The 18,426-nt window shown below is 68.1% G+C and carries 20 protein-coding genes; 8 read left to right on the plus strand and 12 right to left on the minus strand.

The features are described from left to right. Window positions 1–100: 100 nt before the first annotated feature. Together CFP71_RS04210 and CFP71_RS04215 are read left to right on the plus strand one after the other, a co-directional pair. A complete protein-coding gene (locus CFP71_RS04210; RefSeq protein WP_093932505.1) occupies window positions 101–850 on the plus strand; it encodes a lytic polysaccharide monooxygenase in 750 nt (249 codons plus the stop codon). Continuing rightward, entirely contained in the window at window positions 847–1,446 is a 600-nt protein-coding gene (locus CFP71_RS04215) for a DUF305 domain-containing protein (RefSeq protein ID WP_093932506.1), read from the plus strand. Before CFP71_RS04210 ends, CFP71_RS04215 begins: the two co-directional genes overlap by 4 nt. A gap of 67 nt (window positions 1,447–1,513) precedes the next feature. Here CFP71_RS04215 and CFP71_RS04220 read toward each other — a convergent pair whose 3' ends face one another. From CFP71_RS04220 to CFP71_RS04250, 7 genes are all read right to left on the minus strand, one after another. Next, complete coding sequence (locus tag CFP71_RS04220) at window positions 1,514–1,942, minus strand: heat shock protein transcriptional repressor HspR (protein WP_038524831.1); 429 nt, start codon at window positions 1,940–1,942, stop codon at window positions 1,514–1,516. Between the two features lie 5 nt (window positions 1,943–1,947). After that, on the minus strand, window positions 1,948–3,123 hold the full coding sequence (gene dnaJ, locus CFP71_RS04225; protein ID WP_093932507.1) for a molecular chaperone DnaJ: 1,176 nt from the start codon (window positions 3,121–3,123) through the stop codon (window positions 1,948–1,950). 33 nt (window positions 3,124–3,156) lie between these two features. Further along, window positions 3,157–3,924 (minus strand): nucleotide exchange factor GrpE, encoded by a 768-nt coding sequence (gene grpE, locus CFP71_RS04230; RefSeq protein WP_093932508.1) that lies wholly within the window; start codon window positions 3,922–3,924, stop codon window positions 3,157–3,159. Then, on the minus strand, window positions 3,921–5,792 hold the full coding sequence (gene dnaK, locus CFP71_RS04235; RefSeq protein ID WP_093932509.1) for a molecular chaperone DnaK: 1,872 nt from the start codon (window positions 5,790–5,792) through the stop codon (window positions 3,921–3,923). Before dnaK ends, grpE begins: the two co-directional genes overlap by 4 nt. Before the next feature lie 166 nt (window positions 5,793–5,958). Further along, complete coding sequence (locus tag CFP71_RS04240) at window positions 5,959–7,365, minus strand: alpha/beta hydrolase (RefSeq protein WP_093932510.1); 1,407 nt, start codon at window positions 7,363–7,365, stop codon at window positions 5,959–5,961. After that, window positions 7,362–8,033, minus strand: coding sequence for a DUF4097 family beta strand repeat-containing protein (locus CFP71_RS04245; protein ID WP_093932511.1), 672 nt, complete (start codon window positions 8,031–8,033; stop codon window positions 7,362–7,364). Before CFP71_RS04245 ends, CFP71_RS04240 begins: the two co-directional genes overlap by 4 nt. Window positions 8,034–8,060: 27 nt before the next feature. Next, window positions 8,061–8,828 carry a DUF4097 family beta strand repeat-containing protein gene (locus CFP71_RS04250; protein WP_093932512.1) on the minus strand — a complete coding sequence of 256 codons (768 nt, stop codon included), beginning with the start codon at window positions 8,826–8,828 and terminating at the stop codon, window positions 8,061–8,063. A 161-nt stretch (window positions 8,829–8,989) separates the two neighbouring features. Here CFP71_RS04250 and CFP71_RS04255 point away from each other — a divergent pair, with 161 nt between their 5' ends. Both CFP71_RS04255 and CFP71_RS04260 read left to right on the plus strand, forming a co-directional pair. After that, complete coding sequence (locus CFP71_RS04255; protein ID WP_093932513.1) at window positions 8,990–9,529, plus strand: YbhB/YbcL family Raf kinase inhibitor-like protein; 540 nt, start codon at window positions 8,990–8,992, stop codon at window positions 9,527–9,529. Between the two features lie 54 nt (window positions 9,530–9,583). Beyond that, window positions 9,584–10,108 (plus strand): GNAT family N-acetyltransferase, encoded by a 525-nt coding sequence (locus tag CFP71_RS04260; RefSeq protein WP_093932514.1) that lies wholly within the window; start codon window positions 9,584–9,586, stop codon window positions 10,106–10,108. Between the two features lie 263 nt (window positions 10,109–10,371). Here the strand turns inward: CFP71_RS04260 and CFP71_RS04265 are convergent, their stop codons facing one another. From CFP71_RS04265 to CFP71_RS04275, 3 genes are read right to left on the minus strand one after another with little or no spacing between them, the layout of a single operon-like run. Continuing rightward, window positions 10,372–10,806, minus strand: coding sequence for a GNAT family N-acetyltransferase (locus CFP71_RS04265; RefSeq protein WP_093932553.1), 435 nt, complete (start codon window positions 10,804–10,806; stop codon window positions 10,372–10,374). Between the two features lie 22 nt (window positions 10,807–10,828). Beyond that, window positions 10,829–11,389 (minus strand): TetR/AcrR family transcriptional regulator, encoded by a 561-nt coding sequence (locus CFP71_RS04270; protein ID WP_093932515.1) that lies wholly within the window; start codon window positions 11,387–11,389, stop codon window positions 10,829–10,831. Then, on the minus strand, window positions 11,390–11,716 hold the full coding sequence (locus tag CFP71_RS04275) for a DMT family transporter (protein WP_093932516.1): 327 nt from the start codon (window positions 11,714–11,716) through the stop codon (window positions 11,390–11,392). It lies immediately after the preceding gene. Between the two features lie 154 nt (window positions 11,717–11,870). Between CFP71_RS04275 and CFP71_RS04280 the strand changes: the two genes are divergently transcribed. The 3 genes from CFP71_RS04280 to CFP71_RS04290 all read left to right on the plus strand — a co-directional run bounded on the left by CFP71_RS04280 (window position 11,871) and on the right by CFP71_RS04290 (window position 15,862). Then, window positions 11,871–14,165: a (Fe-S)-binding protein gene (locus tag CFP71_RS04280; RefSeq protein ID WP_093932517.1), complete on the plus strand. Its 2,295-nt coding sequence runs from the start codon at window positions 11,871–11,873 to the stop codon at window positions 14,163–14,165. A 158-nt stretch (window positions 14,166–14,323) separates the two neighbouring features. Next, window positions 14,324–14,836 (plus strand): DUF742 domain-containing protein, encoded by a 513-nt coding sequence (locus CFP71_RS04285; protein WP_093932518.1) that lies wholly within the window; start codon window positions 14,324–14,326, stop codon window positions 14,834–14,836. A gap of 30 nt (window positions 14,837–14,866) precedes the next feature. Beyond that, window positions 14,867–15,862: a cation diffusion facilitator family transporter gene (locus tag CFP71_RS04290; RefSeq protein ID WP_093932519.1), complete on the plus strand. Its 996-nt coding sequence runs from the start codon at window positions 14,867–14,869 to the stop codon at window positions 15,860–15,862. Here the strand turns inward: CFP71_RS04290 and CFP71_RS04295 are convergent. Both CFP71_RS04295 and CFP71_RS04300 read right to left on the minus strand, forming a co-directional pair. Next, window positions 15,856–16,545: a CAP domain-containing protein gene (locus tag CFP71_RS04295; RefSeq protein WP_093932554.1), complete on the minus strand. Its 690-nt coding sequence runs from the start codon at window positions 16,543–16,545 to the stop codon at window positions 15,856–15,858. The two genes, CFP71_RS04290 and CFP71_RS04295, sit on opposite strands and share 7 nt — an antisense overlap. Before the next feature lie 121 nt (window positions 16,546–16,666). After that, window positions 16,667–17,134, minus strand: coding sequence for a MarR family winged helix-turn-helix transcriptional regulator (locus tag CFP71_RS04300; protein ID WP_093932520.1), 468 nt, complete (start codon window positions 17,132–17,134; stop codon window positions 16,667–16,669). A 73-nt stretch (window positions 17,135–17,207) separates the two neighbouring features. On the opposite strand from CFP71_RS04300, the gene CFP71_RS04305 reads away from it, so the two are divergent. Beyond that, a complete protein-coding gene (locus tag CFP71_RS04305; protein WP_093932555.1) occupies window positions 17,208–18,398 on the plus strand; it encodes an FAD-dependent oxidoreductase in 1,191 nt (396 codons plus the stop codon). The last annotated feature ends 28 nt before the right edge of the window (window positions 18,399–18,426 follow it).

Below are 18,426 nucleotides of genomic sequence, written 5' to 3' on the forward strand. Positions count from 1 at the left end.
AGGTCTGCGAATCATTGACCGCGGTCACCGGCGGATTTATGGTCTAGACCACATTGCTCCCCCTCGCGGGAACACCGTCGTTCCATCCCCAGGAGCCGGCATGACCGTCAAACGCAAGCTCGTGGCAGCCGCCGCCGGTGCGATCCTCGCCCCGATCGCCATCGTCGCCATCCCCCAGGTGGCCAGCGCCCATGGCTACGTGCTGTCCCCGCCCAGCCGCCAGGCGAACTGCGCCCAGGGCAAGGTTTCCGGCTGTGGCGCCATCGTCTACGAACCGCAGAGCGTCGAAGGCCCCAAGGGGCTCCGCAGCTGCAACGGCGGTCTTCCGGGATTCGCCGAGCTCAACGACGAGTCGAAGTCGTGGCCCGCCGCGTCGGTCGGCAACAGCGTGACCTTCAACTGGAAGTTCACCGCCTACCACCGGACCACGAACTACGAGTACTACATCGGCGGCACCAAGATCGCCGACATCAGCGGGAACAACTCCGCGCCCAAGGACCCGACGTCCCACACGGTCAGCCTGAACGGCTTCAGCGGACGGCAGAAGGTCCTCGCCATCTGGAACATCGCGGACACACCGATGGCCTTCTACAGCTGCATCGACCTGCAGATCGGCGGCGGCAACCCGCCCACCAGCAACCCGCCGACCACCAGCAACCCGCCCTCGACGTCGAACCCGCCGAGCAGCACCACCAACCCGCCCACCGGCGGCACGTGGGCGGCCGGGACGGCCTACACGGTCGGCAGCACGGTGACCTACGGCGGCGCGACCTACCGCTGCCAGCTGGCCCACACGGCCATCCAGGGCTGGGAACCGCCGAACACCCCCGCGCTCTGGACCCGGCAGTGAAGCTGGCCCTCGTTCTCGTCGCCGGTCTCGTGGCCCTCGCGGGCTGCGGGGCCGGTGATGGCTCACCTCCCAACGCCGGTGCCCCGATCTCCCCGGTCCCTCAATCGGCCGCGCCGGCGTCCGCCGACTACAACGACGCCGACGTGATGTTCCTGCAGATGATGCTCGCCCACAACGACCAGGGCGTGGAGATCGTCAAGCTGGTGAAGACCAAGCAGGCGCAGAAGCAGGAGCTCAAGGATCTCGCGGCCGCCATCGAGGCGACGCAGCTGACCGAGAGCACCGACATGCGGAACTGGCTGAAGAACTGGGGCAAACCCGAGACGGGCTCCATGGACCCGAACGCGCACCATCATCACGGTGGCGACGGGCTCACGGACAAGGGTCTGCTCGAAGCGCTGTCCAAAAAGGATGGTGCGGAGTTCACCCTCGACTTCGCCGACATCTTCGTGGCGCACCAGCACAACGGGGTCGCGCTGGCGAGGACCGAACTGAAGGACGGCAAGGACCCGGGGTCGAAGGCCCTGGCCCAGCGGATCATGGACTCGCGCACCGGCGAGGTCCAGCAGATCCGGACCCTGGTCCCCGGCCAGTAACGCGTTTAGTCCTCTAAATGCCCAGGACGCCTTCCGGCGCCAGACCACGGTCAGGGCATTTAGAGGACTAATTGCGTTTTTTGGGCTTCCAGACGACGAGCGCGGTCTGCTGCCGCAGCGGAACGAGATCCTTGCGGTAGGAGGCGTGCACGGCAGCGGCCGTCTGTTCGGCGGTGAGGTACGCCGCCGTGAGCTCCTCGGTCAGTTCGGCGATCCGGGCGCGGAGCGCGTCGACCTGGTTTTCCAGCTCGATGATCCGCTTGATGCCCGCGAGGTTGACACCGTCCTCTTGGGACAGTCGCTGCACTTCGCGGAGCAGCGCGATGTCCCGCATGGAGTACCGGCGGCCACCCCCGGACGTCCGGCCCGGCGACACGAGCCCCTGGCGGTCGTAGGACCGCAGGGTCTGCGCGTGCAGGCCGGACAGCTGTGCCGCCACCGAGATGACGAACACCGGGGTGTCCTCGTCCGCACCGTGCGGCAGCCCGCCGAACATCGTGCTCACCTGCCTTCGAGAAGTTCGGTGATCTCCGGTCGCGGGTCGTGATCGGACATGGCCTCCGCGTAGGCCTCCAGCGCTTCACGGGCCTTGTCGTCCAATTTGGACGGAATGGCCGCCTGCAGGGTGACCAGCAGGTCGCCCTGCGAGCCGTCCCGCTTCGCGATCCCCTTGCCGCGCACGCGAAGCACGCGGCCGCTCGCCGTGCCTTGCGGCACCTTCAGCGAGACCTTGCCCTCCAGCGTCGGCACGGTGATCGTGCCGCCGAGGGCCAGTTCCGCGAAGGACACCGGCACGGAGATCGTCAGGTCGAGGCCCTGGCGCCCGAACACCGCGTGCGGCGCGACGTGCACGCGGACGTACAGGTCGCCCGGCTGCGCGCCGCCCTTGCCCGGTTCGCCCTGACCGGCCAGCCGGATCCGCTGGTCGTCGGCGACGCCCGGCGGGATCCGCACGGTCAGCGTGCGGGTGCGGGTGCTGACGCCCTCGCCCGCGCATTCCGGGCAGGGGTCGTCGATGATCGTGCCGCGGCCGCGGCAGTCGCGGCACGGCTCGGAGAACGCGAACGCGCCCTGGCTCCGGCTGACCAGCCCGCTGCCCTGACAGGTCGAACACGTCCTCGGGGAGGTCCCCGGCTTCGCGCCGTTCCCGCCGCAGGTGGAACAGGTCGCCGGGCTCGACAGCCGCAGCGGCAGGGTCGCGCCCTTGACCGCCTCGGTGAAGTCGATCCGGACGTCGGTCTCCACGTCCGCGCCGCGCTGCGGCCGGTTCGCCGTGGCACCGGCCGCGGCGCCGCGGCGGCCGAAGAGACCGCCGAGGATGTCGCCGAGACCGCCGAAGCCGCCCTGCTGCTGGCCCGCCTGGCCGAAGATGTCGCCGACGTCGAAGCCGCCGCTCCCGCCGCCACCGCCCGGGAAGCCGAAGCCACCCGGACCGCCGGAGCCGAAGAGGCGGCGAGCCTCGTCGTACTCCTTGCGCTTGGACGCGTCGGAAAGAACGCCGTACGCCTCGGAAACCGCCTTGAACTTCTTCTCGGCCTCCGCGTTGCCCGCGTTGGCGTCGGGGTGGTTCTCCTTGGCCAGCTTGCGATAGGCCTTCTTGATCTCGTCCGCGGTGGCGTCGGAGGAGACGCCCAGCTCACGGTAGAAGTCCTTACCGATCCATTCCCGTGCACTCACCGAACGTCTCCTCCTTTCACGCCGTATCGCCGATCAGCGGTTGTTCTCATCGAAAAGTTCGCCCTCGAGCGGCAGCTCGCCGCCGACGGGCGGGTCCACCGGGGCGTCCTGCGCCGCCGGCGCGGGAGCGGCTCCCGGCTCGTGGTCGGTGACCCCGACCAGCGCCGCGCGCAGCACGCGCTCGCCGAAGCGGTAACCGCGGCGCATGACCGTGGTGACCGTCGGGCCGGCGACGTCCGGCGAGGTGCTGTGCTGGACGGCTTCGTGCACGCTCGGGTCGAAGGCTTCGCCCTCGGCGCCGAACGGTTCGAGCCCCGACCGCTGCAGGCTCCCGACCAGCTTCTCGCCGACCGCCTTGAAGGCACCGGTCAGATCGCCGTGCTGCTCCGCGCGCTCGAGGTCGTCGAGCAGCGGGAGCAGGTCGTTGACGACCGACGCCTTCGCACCGGTGACGACCTGTTCGCGGTCGCGGTCCACGCGCTTGCGGTAGTTGGCGTACTCCGCCTGGAGACGCTGGAGGTCGGCGGTGCGTTCCGCCAGCTCCTTCTCCAGATCGGTGGCCACCGACACCGCCTCGCCCATGATGGAGTCCCCGAGGCCGGGGCCCGCGTGCGTCGCGGGCTCCGGCGCTTCGGTCACTACCGGTTCTTCGGCCGGAGCGGCGTGCTTCGGACCGTCCTGAGGTTCGGCCGGGGCGGCCGGACGGACCTCACCGGTCAGCGGGTCGATCCGCCTACGGTCCCGCACGACCACCGGTTCCTCCGGGCCACGGCCCTCGGTCTCGTCGTAGCGTCCCGTCACTTCTTGTCCTTCTCGTCCTCTTCGACGATCTCGGCGTCGACGACGTCGTCCGCCTTGGCCTGGGAACCGGTGCCCTCGCCGGCCGCACCGGCGGCGCCTTCACCGGCGGCACCTTCGGCGCCCGGGGTGGCGTTGGCGTAGAGCGCGGTGCCCAGCTCCTGCGAAGCGGTGTTCAGCTTCTCGATGGACTCGCGGATCTTCGCCGAGTCGGTGCCCTTGAGCGCCTCGTTGGCCTCGTCGATCGCGGACTTCACCTTGCCCTTGAGCTCGTCGGGCAGCTTGTCCTCGTTGTCCTTGACGAACTTCTCGGTCTGGTAGACCAGCGTCTCCGCCTGGTTGCGGGTCTCCGCCTCCTCGCGGCGCTGCTTGTCCTCCTCGGCGTGCGCCTCGGCGTCCTTGACCATGCGCTCGATGTCGTCCTTCGGCAGCGCGGAGCCACCGGTGATCGTCATCGACTGCTCCTTGTTCGTGCCGAGGTCCTTCGCGAGGACGTGCACGATGCCGTTGGCGTCGATGTCGAAGGTGACCTCGATCTGCGGCACGCCACGCGGGGCGGGCGGGAGACCGGTCAGCTCGAACATGCCGAGCTTCTTGTTGTGCGCGGCGATCTCGCGCTCACCCTGGAACACCTGGATCTGCACCGACGGCTGGTTGTCGTCCGCGGTGGAGAAGATCTCCGAACGCTTGGTCGGGATCGTGGTGTTGCGCTCGATGAGCTTCGTGAACACGCCGCCCTTGGTCTCGATGCCCAGCGAAAGCGGGGTCACGTCGAGCAGCAGGACGTCCTTGACCTCGCCCTTGAGCACACCGGCCTGCAGCGCGGCGCCGACGGCGACGACCTCGTCCGGGTTCACGCCCTTGTTCGGCTCGCGGCCGCCGGTCAGCTCCTTGACCAGGTCCGACACGGCCGGCATGCGGGTGGAACCACCCACGAGCACGACGTGGTCGATGTCGCCGACGGCGACACCCGCGTCACGGATGACGTTGTTGAACGGCTTGCGGGTGCGCTCGAGCAGGTCCGAAGTGATCTTCTGGAACTCGGCGCGGGAGAGCTGCTCGTCGAGGAACAGCGGGTTCTTGTCCGAGTCCACGGTGATGTAGGGCAGGTTGATGCCCGCGGAGTTCGAGCTGGACAGCTCGATCTTCGCCTTCTCGGCCGCCTCACGGATGCGCTGGAGCGCCATCTTGTCCTTGGTGAGGTCGATGCCGTTGGAGGCCTTGAACTTGTCGACCAGCCAGGTGACGATGCGCTCGTCCCAGTCGTCACCGCCGAGGTGGTTGTCACCGGAGGTCGCGCGGACCTCGACGACACCCTCGCCGATCTCCAGCAGCGAGACGTCGAACGTACCGCCACCGAGGTCGAAGACCAGGATGGTCTGTTCCTTCTCGCCCTTGTCGAGGCCGTACGCCAGCGCGGCCGCGGTGGGCTCGTTGACGATGCGGAGCACGTTCAGGCCGGCGATCTGCCCGGCCTCCTTGGTGGCCTGCCGCTGCGCGTCCTCGAAGTAGGCGGGGACGGTGATGACCGCGTCGGTGATGGTCTCGCCCAGGTACGCCTCGGCGTCGCGCTTGAGCTTCATCAGCACGCGGGCGCTGATCTCCTGCGAGGTGTAGGCCTTGCCGTCGATCTCGGTCTTCCAGTCGGTCCCGACGTGCCGCTTCACCGACCGGATGGTCCGGTCGACGTTCGTCACGGCCTGGTTCTTCGCCGGCTGACCGGTCAGCACTTCGCCGTTCTTGGCGAAGGCGACGATCGACGGGGTGGTGCGTGAACCTTCCGAGTTGGCGATGACCGTCGGCTCGCCGCCCTCAAGGACAGCGACGACCGAGTTGGTCGTGCCGAGGTCGATGCCGACCGCTCGCGCCATGGTGTGATCCTCCTGCTAGTTCGTGACCTGCACGTTCGACCCCACCTTGAGTGGGTGTCACGCAAGTTCTATCGGGATGAAGCGGTCTCCGTCAAGCCGGACTTGAGCCGACTGCACTCAACCTTGTACCCGGCTCAACGTGCGACCCGGGTGTCTTGTTCCCGGGCTACCGGCAGACCGTGCCCGGAGCGGGTGTGAGCCCGCTCACCAGGTACTTCACCTCTTCGGTGCGCACGCAGGCCGAGTTGAGCAGCCCCGTGTGCCCGTACCCGGCGTCGACCAGCAACGCCGAGTTCTCGATGTTCCGCGCGAGCCCCTTCGCCCAGACGAGCGGCGTCGCCGGATCGTGTTCGCCGCCGACCACGAGGATCGGCGCCGCGCCCTTCACCCGCTGCGGTCGCGGGAGGTACGCCGAGGGCACGGGCCAGCCCGCGCAGCCGCTCGCCATGTCCCAGAACTCCGAGTACCGCCAGCTGTGCGGCGCGAGGGTCTTCACCAGACCCTGCATCGCCCGCATGTCGGCGTAGGAGGTGAACGGCGAGCCGAAGTCGTGGCAGCCGATCGAGCGATACGCGCCGTAGGACGGGTCCAGCTGCGAGTACGGCAGCAGTCCGTCCGCGTTCCCCGCCGTCGCGTCGGCGATCCCCTTCGCGATCTCGGGCCAGAACGCGGGAAGGATCAGCGAGCCGTAGAGACCGGACGCCATTTCCTCGGCGGTCACAGTGCGGCCGAGCTGTTTCGACGGCACGCCGCCGGGCGTGGCCATCAGCTTGTCGTAGGTGGCGAGGACGTCCTTGCCGCGAAGGACGCAGTCCGCCGAAGTCGTGCACCACTTCGCGAAGTCCTTGAGCGCGCTCTCGGTCGCGATGGCCTCGTCGAGGACGGCCAGCCGCGTCGGCCGCGAATGGTCGACGGCGCCGTCGAGCACCATCGCGCGGACGCGCTTCGGGTATTTCTCCGCGTACACGGCACCGAGTTCGGAGCCGTAAGAGACGCCGAGCCAGTTCACCTTCGGCTCGCCCAACGCGACCCGGATCGCTTCGACGTCGTCCGCGGCATGCCAAGTGTCCACAGAGGACAACTCGGGTCCTGTCCTCTTGAGACACTCGGCGCCCGAGGAACGGTTGTGCGCGATGAGCTTGTCGTAGTCGGGGCGGCTCTTCGGGAAGCGGCTGATGGCGGGATCGTGCAGATCCGGCCCGCAGGTGATCGCGGGCCTGCTGTCGCCGACGCCACGCGGGTCGAACCCGATGACGTCGAACCGCTGCCGCACCTCGGCCATTTCCGGTTTGTCCAGCGCGAAGCCGCGGCCGCCGTACTTGAGCACGGTGACCCCGGCGCCGCCGGGCCCGCCCGGGTTCGTCAGCAGCGAGCCGACGCGGCGCGCGGGATCGGTCGCGGGCAGTTTCGCCAGCGCGATCGAGACGGTGCCGCTCACCTGGAGGTTCGCGCATTCCAGCGTCGGCGCGTACTCGGTCGCGCAGGGCTTCCAGTCGAGCCGCGGCGCGGCCGACGCGGGCAGCGCGGAAAGCGGCAGCAAAGTCAGCGCGGTGACCACCGCGAGGGTCTTCATACGGGCTTCACCGTGACAGAGCCGGTGCCGGACTTGAGGTCGAGGACGTTCGCCGAAGCCTGATCCTGGCGCACACCGGCTGTCTCGACCCCGCCGACCTCCGAACGGGCCTCGATGCGATACGCGCCATCGGGAACGGAGACGATCACCTTGCCGACACTGGCGTTCGCGGTGACGGCGCCGGGCTTCGCGAGCCCCACCTCGATGTCCCCGGTGCCGGTGGTCAGTCGCACCGGGCCCGACGAACTCCCGATCTTCAGGTCCCCGACGTCGCCGCGCAGGTCGACCGAGGCCACGCGGGCGAGGGAGATCTTGCCGGTGCCGATGCCGCCGGTGACGGCCAGTTCACGCGGGACGACGACCTCGTAGTCCACGCCGCACTGGCTGCAGCCGCCGAGGACCAGCGTGCCGTTCTCGACGCTGTGCGTCTTGCCGGGATTCCGCCCGGTGTAAGTCACTTCGCGGCGCAGCGAGACCGGTGCGCCGTCCTCGACCCGGAGCGTGACCCCGCCGACCGGGACGTCCACCCGGATCGCGGTGATCTGTTCGGTGACGGGTGCGCCGTCGCTCAGCGTCTGGCGGCTTTCGGTCGTGCAGCCGACGATGCCGAAGGCCGTCAGCGCGCCGAGAGCGAGCGCGCCGAGGACGCGCTTTTCGATGGTGCCCATGAGAAAGTGTTCCCCCGATAAAGTCCGTCAGGCCGCGTTGACCTTGACGCTTCCGCTGTCGGTGTTGAGATCGAGCTTGTACTGCGCCGAACCGGACTGGTTGACGTCGATGTCGCGACGGCCGCTGTCGGTGGTGCCGGTGACGTTGTAGTCCCCGGAAGGCACCGTGACCGAGATCGAACCGCTGTCGGCCTTCGCCGTGATGTTCGCGGCCTTGACCAGTTCGAGGTCGATGCGGCCGCTGTCGGCCCGCGCCTGGACGTTGCCGCCGAGCCGTTCCCCCTTGATGGCGCCGGAATCCGCGTGGACGTCGACGTCCTGGCCGATGTTCTTCAGTTCGACGCGGCCGGAGTCGGCCTTGACCTTCACCGTGCCCGGCACGTCGCTCACCTCGACCCGGCCGGAGTTGACCGTGATGTCCACAGTGGACACTCCCGCGATCTGCACAGCGCCGGAGTCGACCTTGCCCGTCACCGGAATCCCCGCCGGGACGGTGACGTCGTAGCCGACCTCGCAGCTGGTGCCGCAACCGGCGAGGACCAGGGTGTCCCCTTCGACGCGGAAGGCGTCACCCGGCTTGTTCCAGCGATACTCGAACGACTGATGGACCTTCACCGGTCCGTTGCCCGTGCGGACCTTGAGGGCACCCGAGTCGTTGTCGACGCGGACGCTCTTGATCTGCTGGGTGAGCTCGCTGGTCGCCTCCGCGTCGGACGGCCACCACCAGCCGAGACCGGTGAGCACACCGACGCCGATCAACGCGATGCCTCCGAAGGCGAGGAGTGGGCGCGCCATGGTCTTGAGTCCCTCCAGAGCAGGTTTTCGTGTACCTCGACGCTAAGGGCAGCGCGGCGGGTTGGACATAGGGGTAACCCCCGGATTCGTCCCTGAACCCGCGCCAGGGTCCTCGGGGTCATAACCTGGCTTCGTCATCTGATCCACGACCAGGAGGACGCATGCCGCAGGCACCCGATCCGTACGACTTCCTGCCCGATCTGCCTGCCTTCACCTTGAGCAGCATCGACATCGAAGAAGGCGGCTTCCTGCCGACACCCCAGCTTTCCGGGATCTTCGGCGCGGGCGGCGAAGACCGCTCCCCGCAGCTGTCCTGGGAGGGCTTTCCCGAGGGGACCAAGAGTTTCGCCGTGACCTGCTACGACCCCGACGCCCCGACGGCGAGCGGGTTCTGGCACTGGGCGGTGTTCGACATCCCCGTGTCGGTGACCGCGCTGGCCGCGAACGCGGGCGACGAAGCGGGCTCCGGTCTGCCGAAGGGCGCTGTCACCCTGAAGGGGGACGGTGGCGTGAAGCAGTTCCTCGGCGCCGCCCCGCCGCCCGGGCACGGGCCGCACCGGTACATCTTCGCGGTGCACGCTGTCGACGTCGAAAAGCTGGACGTCGGCGAGGACGCCACCCCGGCGCTGCTGGGCTTCAACCTCTTCAGCCACGCCATCGGCCGGGCGACCCTGACGGCCCTGTACGAGAACAAGGGCTGAGGGTTCTCTTCGCTCGCGTGTCATGAGGGGTCCCCATCGGACAGAATTCGTCCCATGGGGACCCCTCATGACATCCGGCGGCCGGTCACCCTTCGCACCCTCACGCCCGACGACTGGACCGACTGGACCGACTGGCGCGACCTGCGCCTGGCGGCGCTGCGTCACGACCCCGGGGTGTTCGGCGCGACGCCCGCCCACTGGGAGAACGCACCGGAAGAGCGTTGGCGCGCGAGACTCACCGATGTCCCCTTCAACGTCCTCGCGACCCCGGCGGGCATGGTCTCCGCCACGGCTCCCCAGGACGGCGCTGTCGAACTCCTGTCGCTCTGGGTCGCCCCTGCCGGCCGCGGCCGCGGCGTCGGGGACGCGCTGGTCGGCGCGGTCGTGGACTGGGCCCGTTCCGTGGGCGCCGAAACCGTACGGCTCCGGGTCTACGACCACAACGCGAGAGCAAGGGACCTTTACTACCGCCACGGCTTCGCTGAGACCGGCGAACCCGAGATCCTCAGCAGGAGCTTGGGGGTCGTGAGTGGTGAGGACGGTTCTAACGGACTCGTATTTACCTACCCACTGGTGTGATTGGCGGTCGAGTGAAGCCGGTGTGGTCGCGCCTGGCGCGACCTTGATCAACGGAGGATCCGGGGCGTTGAGTGTCCCGGATCCTCCGTTGATCAAGGTCCAGGACCGGGCGTCGCGGGCGACGATGAAGGATTTGGGACGTTCAACGTCCCAAATCCTTCATCGTCGTGCCCTGCCAGCCGCGGAACCGCCACTCTCGCCCAGCAAGGCGTGGGTAGGTAAATACCGGTCCGTTCTAACCGTCCTCACCACTCACGACCTCCCTAGGCCTGCCCGTTCGCCCGAGCCCGCTCCATGTACTGCCCCTCCGGCGGATCTCCGAAGCCGAACCGCCGGTACAGCCCGTGCGCGTCCGCGGTGTGCAGCATCCACCGGAACTCCGCACCCGGCCCGTTGTCGATCATCTCCCGCACCAGCTCCTCGCCGAGCCCCGCGCCGCGCGCCTCGTCGACGACGAAGACGTCCGCGAGGTACGCGCTGCCGATGGTGTCCGAGAACGCCCGCGCGAAGCCGACGAGACGTCCGCTGGAAGTCTCGTACGCGCCCACGACGCGCCAGGCGTTCCTGAAGACCTTCTCGACCAGTTCGCGGTCACGCCACTTGCCCCAGTAGACGTCGGCGGACAGGCACTTCCACACCACGTCGAGGTCCACCCGTGCCGGGTCGTCATCCAGTTCGTATGCGCCGACAGTCCTCATGATCCGCACGTTACCCAGCAGGTCAACGAGGTTTCAGCAGGTAGTCCACCACCGGCCGCAGCTCTTCGGCGGACGGCGGCTCGTCGTCGATGAGGCCCTGGATCAGCAGGCCGTCGATGCCGGCCAGGAACACCCGGAACGCGACCTCGTCGTCGTGCCGGACCATCGAGGTCAGCACGTCCAGCCAGCGCCGCGCGGCGGGCCGCAGCTCGGGTTTGCGCGCGGCCAGCAGGTACAGCTCGTACTCCGCCATCGTCCGCCCGCGCCGCGGGCCCAGCGCCTCCGCGAGCAGCCCGGCGACCTCTTCCGCGCCGCGGCTGCCGCGCGACCGGGCGCGGTCGATCATCCAGTAGACCTCGGTCGCCATGTCCCGGGCGCACGAGATGAGGGTCGCGATCAGCAGGTCGTCGAGGCTGGAGAAGTGATACGTCGTCGAAGCCGTCGGCACGCCCGCCTCGGTGGCGACCGTCCGATGGGTGACACCGGCGACGCCGTCCCGTTCGATCACCCGCAGCGCGGCCGCGATGATCTCGTCGCGCCGCTTCTCGCCCCTGGCCTTCCGGCCGTCGACCTGGATCTTCACTTAGTGCGCGCTCCCTGCCTCGATCAACACGACCCCGCCGACCACCAGTACCAGCCCGGCGATGACGGAGAGGTTGACCGGCTCCTTGAAGAACACCATGCCGACGGCCGCCACCAGCGCGACGCCTGCCGCGGCCCAGATCGCGTAGGCGACGCTCACCGGCACGCCGGCCTTCAGAACGTACGCGAGCGCGACGAACGCGAAGGCGTATCCGACCACCACGACGATGGACGGTCCCACCTTGGAGAAGCCCTCGGAAAGTTTCAACGAGACCGTGGCGGTTACCTCAGCGGCGATGGCGAAAGCGAGGAGAAGGTACGCACCCATGTCACAAAAACTACCTGGACGATCGTCTTAAAACAAAGAGAGGTGTACACCACATCGGTGGGACTTGGGCGCGGTCAGTGGGTTACCCATCAGTAAGAAGCATTAGTCTGCCCGAACCACCACACAGCTTCACTCGGACGAAAGGCACCCGACGATGGGCGCTGTACAGCTGACGCTCGGCGGGATCGCGGTCCTGCTCGGCGTCGTCGCCTGGGGAATGTTCTTCGCGACCATCGCCCGCTTCGTGCGGGTGATCCGCCTCGGTCAGCCGGACTCGACCCGCAACGGCCCGTTCATCCCGCGCATGAAGACCCTGATCAAGGAATTCGCCGCGCACACCCGGATGAACAAGGTCAAGAGCGTCGGCCCGGCGCACTGGCTGGTCATGTGGGGCTTCCTGCTCGGGTCGCTCGCCCTGTTCGAGGCGTACGGCGAGGTCTTCGTCCCGACGTGGGGCTGGCCGATCCTCGACGACTGGTCGCTGTTCCAGCTACTCATGGAGCTGCTCGGGGTCGGCACCATCGTGGGCATCCTGGTGCTGATCTGGATCCGGCAGAAGAACCACCCCCGCCGCGCGGACCGGCAGTCCCGCTTCCAGGGTTCCAACTTCAAGTGGGCGTACTTCATCGAAGCCGTCGTGCTCATCGAGGGCATCGGCATCATCGGTGTCCGCGCCGCGAAGTCGGCGCTGAACGTCCACGAGACCCCGGTCTGGGCCGCGTTCGTCTCGCACCCGATCGGTGAGCTGCTGCCCGCCAGCCCGAACCTGGTGTCGGTGTTCGCGTTCGTCAAGCTGATGAGCGCCACGATCTGGCTGTTCGTCATCGCGCGCACGATGACCATGGGCATCGCGTGGCACCGCTTCAGCGCCTTCTTCAACATCTACTTCAAGCGCGAGGCCGACGGCGGAGTCGCGTTGGGCGCACTCAAGCCGATGATGAGCAACGGCAAAGTGCTCGACCTCGAAGAGGCGGACCCGGACGAGGACACCTTCGGCGTCGGCAAGATCGAGGACTTCAGCTGGAAGGGCTGGCTGGACTTCTCCACCTGCACCGAATGCGGCCGCTGCCAGTCGCAGTGCCCCGCGTGGAACACCGGCAAGCCGCTTTCGCCGAAGCTGCTCATCACGCAGCTTCGCGACCACGCCTACGCGAAGGCGCCGTACCTGCTCGCGGGCGGTAAGCGCGACATGGCCGGCGACGAGGTCGGCCTCTCCGGGGACAACATGTACGCGGGCATCGACGTCCTCGCGATCGCCGAGTCCCAGAAGGCGCTCATCGGCGACGACGGCGGCGTCATCGACCCCGAGGTGCTGTGGTCCTGCACCTCTTGCGGCGCGTGCGTCGAGCAGTGCCCGGTGGACATCGAGCACGTCGACCACATCGTCGACATGCGCCGCTACCAGGTGATGATCGAGTCCGCGTTCCCCAGCGAGCTCAACGGGATGTTCAAGAACCTGGAGAACAAGGGCAACCCGTGGGGCCAGAACGCCAAGGACCGGCTCGCCTGGACCGAGGACCTGGACTTCGAGGTGCCGGTGTTCGACGGCGACCTCGGCGACACCGAGTACCTCTTCTGGGTCGGTTGCGCGGGCGCGTTCGAAGACCGCGCGAAGAAGACCACGCGGGCCGTCGCGGAGCTGCTGCACATCGCGGGCGTCAAGTACACCGTGCTCGGCTCGGAGGAGTCCTGCACCGGTGACCCGGCCCGCCGCGCGGGCAACGAGTTCCTGTTCCAGATGCTGGCGCAGCAGAACGTCGAGATCCTGAACTCGGTGTTCGAGGGCCGCGAACGCAAGGCGCGCAAGGTGGTCGTCACCTGTGCCCACTGCTTCAACACCCTCGCGAACGAGTACCCGGAACTGGGCGGCCAGTTCGACGTCGTGCACCACACGCAGCTGCTCAACCGCCTGGTGCGGGAGAAGCACCTGACCCCGGTGGCCCCGGTCGCCGAGGACGTCACCTACCACGACCCGTGCTACCTGGGCCGCCACAACAAGGTCTATGACGCTCCGCGTGAGCTCGTCGGCGCTTCGGGCGCACAGCTGCGCGAAATGCCGCGGCACGGCGACCGGTCGATGTGCTGTGGCGCCGGCGGCGCGCGGATGTGGATGGAAGAGAAGATCGGCAAGCGGATCAACGTCGAACGCGTGGACGAGGCGCTCGGCACCGCGCCGTCGAAGATCGCGACCGGCTGCCCGTTCTGCCGCGTCATGCTCACCGACGGTGTCACCGCCCGCCAGAGCGACGGACAGGCGAGCGAGAAGGTCGAGGTCGTCGACGTCGCGCAGCTGCTGCTGACCGCCGTCAAGCGCAAGCCGGAGCCGCAGCTGGTCCCGGCGGGAGCGCCGTCCCTGGACGGTGTCTCAGATGCTGAACTCGACGGGAAGGCCGACGTGCCCACCGACGAAACGGCCACCGGGACGCCGCTCCCGGAGGAAGACAAGTAGAACATCGAGGTCGGAGGGAACATTCTCTCGCACATAATGCGAGAGAATGTTCCCTCTTGTTTTATCCCGGACTTGACCATTCCGTTCCCATTACCCGTTCGGCGGTACACCGTGGCGATAGGCTGCAGCGGATCCGAAAAAAGGGGCGAGGAAAATCAATGGGCAACCGTCACGAACTCCGTCCGGGCAAGGGACACCGCCTCGCGATTCCGGGATCGTCGACACTGCGCCCGCCCGCCCGTCTCCCCTCGGCCGCGGCGCTCGCCAGGATGGCACAGGAAGCGACCATCCCCAGCATCCCGGCCGCCCGGCGGCCACCGCGCCGGGAAGCGCAACGCACGCGCGTCCGCCCGTACGTCCGCACGGGCGGACGCACCCAGGCCAAGCGGAACTTCGCCATCGAAGCGATGATCTCGGTCCGGAACGACGCGCCATGGAGCGCGCCGGGGTTCAGTGTCGAATTCCATTCCGTCCGATCACTGTGCCGGCGTCCGACTTCCGTCGCGGAAGTGGCGGCGTCACTAAGCGTTCCACTCGGCGTCGCAAAGGTCCTTTTGGGTGATATGGCCGAGCTCGGTCTGGTTACCGTTCATGAAACGCAGGCTGAATTCGACGGTCATCCGGCGCTCGCCTTGATGGAACGCGTCCTGCAGGGTTTGCGTCGCCTGTGAGATCGGCCCACTCGCACTACGCTGCGCTAGGTGAGTGAAGAATCCGGTGGCGAAAGCACCCTGACCGTGGTGCTGGCGGGTGGGGTCAACCTCGCCATCGCCGTGCTGAAACTGATCGCCGGGATCATCACCGGCTCCGGCGCGATGCTTTCGGAGGCCGCGCACTCGGTCGCCGACACGATCACCGAAGTACTCCTGCTGACCGCGCTGAAACGCTCGGACCGCCCCGCCGACCGCGTCCACCCCTTCGGCTACGGCAAGGAGCGGTACTTCTGGTCGCTGCTCGCGGCGGTGTCGATCTTCGCCTCCGGCGCGATGTTCGCGCTCTACGAAGGCTTCTCGACGGTGTTCGGGGAGGAGACCGAGCAGACCGATCCGATCGTCGGCTACATCGTCCTCGGGATCGCCTTCGTCCTCGAGTCCGTCTCGTGGTTCCAGGCCGTGCGGCAGGTGCGGCGCGACGCCGCCGACGCGGGTCAGAAGGTCTCGGTCTACTTGCGGATGATCGACGACCCCGCGCCGAAGACCGTCCTGTTCGAGGATTCGGCCGCGCTGATCGGCCTGCTGCTCGCCTTCGCCGGGATCGGGCTGCACCAGCTCACCGGCTCGCACGTCTGGGACGGCGTGGCGTCGATCGCGATCGGGGTGCTGCTGGCGCTGGTCGCCTACGTGCTCGGGCGCACCAACCGCGGCCTGCTGATCGGCAGGCAGGCGGATCCGAGGCTGGTGCGCGGGGTGCGGGACCAGCTGATGGGCGCGGCCGAGATCGAGGCCGTCGTCGATCTTCAGACCATGCTGATGGGCACCGACCAGGTACTCGTCTGCGCCCGCGTCGACTTCGACGACGCACTGGGCGCGGCGGACGTCGAACGCGCCTGCGTCCGGATGGCGGCCGAACTGATCCGGGAGTTCGGCGACGTCACCGAGGTGTTCATCGAACCGGTCCCGCGTACGGATCCCGACCTGCGCGCGACGGTGCTGGCCCGCTACGGCGAGATCGCCGAACGCTGGGAAAAGGGTCAGTAGCCGAAGTTCTGCGTCCAGTACATGCCCTTGGTGTTGACGCCGACGCCGATCTTCTTCAGCTTGCAGTTCAGGATGTTCGCCCGGTGGCCCTCGGAGTTCATCCAGGCGTCCATCACCTTGGCGGCGTTCGACTGCCCCTTGGCGATGTTCTCGGCGCCCGGCTTGTCGTAACCCGCGGCACGGATGCGCTGATCGAACGTGGTGCCTTCCGGCGTGGTGTGCGAGAAGTAGTTCCGCGCCGACATGTCGTCGCTGTGGCCCTGCGCGGCGGCGGCGAGATGCGATTCGTTGCTCACCGGCGAGCAGCCCGCGTCGGCGCGCTCGGAGTTGACGAGCTCGATGACCTGACCGGCGAGCGAGCTGTCCTGCGAACGAGGCGGGTCCTGGGCCTTGCTCGGAGTGGGCTTCGGGGTTTCGGAAGGCTTGGGCGGCTCGGCCGCGGCGGAGGAAGAGCTGGGCGGCGCGGACGAAGACGTGGGAGCCGCCGAAGACGACGTCGGGGCCGCAGAGCCGGGCGCGGAGCCGTCCGGTGCCGCGGAGGTCGTCTGACCGAAGTAGGCAGGAGGTTTCGCGAGGGCTTCGCCGGGTCTGCCCTTGGTGTCGGGGACGCTCAACGACAGGTTGCTCAACGCGGTGCCCTGGAACCGATCGGTCACCATCAGGTAGCTCGCGCTCGCGATCACCCCGCCCAGCAGCACGCTGAGTGTGACAAGCAGTAACCGGCTTCGTGTTCTATTGGGGGACACGGGGCCGAAAACTATCACGAACTGGTTACGGCAATACCCCCGAAAGTAGTAATACCGGTCAGCGGTTGCCGTGAGTGATCATTTCCGTCGACTCATGGGTGATCGCGGTCGCGTCAGCCAGGAACCGGAGAACGGTCTCCAGCTCACCGTCCGTATACCCCTCACAGGCCTCCCGGACCCGCTTCACCAGGTGGTCCCACATCGGCGCGGCGGCGGCCATCATCGCCCCGTCGATCTCGATGAGCACCTTCCGCCGGTCGTCCGGATGCGGTTTCCGCGTGACGACCCCCTTGCCCACGAGCCTGTCGATGAGCGCGGTGATCGACGCCGGCGCGAGCCCGGAGAGCTGCGAAAGCGCCTTGGGCGTCTGCGGGCCGAAGCGGGCGAGGTAGTCCGCCACCTTGCTCTCGACGGCCGAGAGGCCCCCTTGCTCGGCGATCGCCGAGTGGAACATGACCGTCTCCGTCGACAACGCCCGCGATCCGCCGAGGATCCGCTCGACCAGTTCCGCTCGCTCGCTTGACACGTCGGCCAGCCTAGCGGAGTCTTTAGTTCGACAGAACGAATTAGTTTCTAAGAGATTCGATGGGGTGAACTACATGGCGAAGGCACTGATCGCCGGTGGGGGTATCGCGGGCACGATCACGGCGATCGCACTGCACGAGACCGGCCACGAGCCGGTGATCCACGAGGCGTACGACCGGACCGCGGAAGGGGTCGGCGCGTTCCTGACCCTCGCGGTGAACGGACTCGACGCGCTGGCACCACTGGGACTGAAAGGCCTGGTCAAGGACCTGGGATTCGATACGCCGCGGATCAAGATGCACCTGGGGAGCGGGCGTGAACTGGCGGACTTCGCGCTCGGCGGGCAGCTGGAAGACGGCACCGTCAGCCAGACCGTGCTGCGCTCCGACCTGTACGTCGCCCTTCGCGACGAAGCCGTCAGACGCGGTATCGAAGTCCGCTACGGCAAACGTCTGGCCGACGCGCAGGAGACCGGCGGCGGCGTGCGCGCGACGTTCGAAGACGGTTCGTCGTCCGAAGGCGACCTGCTGATCGGCGCGGACGGACTCCGGTCGCGGGTGCGGGAGGTCATCGACCCGCGGGCGCCGTCGCCTCGTTACGTGCCCCTGCTGAACACCGGCGGGCTGGCCGAAGGCCTGCGGCTGGACGACGAACCCGGCGTCATGCACATGACCTTCGGCAAGCGGCTGTTCTTCTCGCACGTCGTCCACCCGGACGGCGGCGTCTGGTGGTTCGCGAACGTCCCCCGGAAGCAGGAGCCGTCGCAGGCGGAACTCGCCGCGATGACCGGCGACGCGTGGCGCGAGGACCTGATCAGGCAGCTGGCGGTGGACCGCACCCCGGCCGTCGGGATCGTGCGCGCGACGCGCGAGATCTACCGGCCGTGGGCGACGTACGACTTCCCGAGCATGCCGGTCTGGCGGACGGACCGGATGGTCGTCATCGGCGACGCCGCCCACGCGACCTCACCGGCGGCGGGCCAGGGCGCCGCGATGGCGATCGAGGACGCCGTCACGCTGGCGCGATGCCTGCGTGACGTGCCCTCGATCCCGAAAGCGCTCGGCGCCTACGAAGGATTGCGCCGTGAGCGCGTCGAAGCCGTCGTCGAGCGCGGCAAGCGCAACGGCGACGCGAAGGCGGCCGGACCCGTCGGACGGGTGATCCGGGACTTCTTCATCACGCGGGCGTTCAAGAACCCGCCTGCCGAGGACCCGAACGCCTTCATGTGGCGGCACCGGATCGACTGGGAAGCCCCCGTGAGCTGACTCGTGTCTCCCCAAGGGCGCTCAGCGC

Source organism: Amycolatopsis thailandensis, from assembly GCF_002234405.1.
Classification (GTDB): Bacteria; Actinomycetota; Actinomycetes; order Mycobacteriales; family Pseudonocardiaceae; genus Amycolatopsis; species Amycolatopsis thailandensis.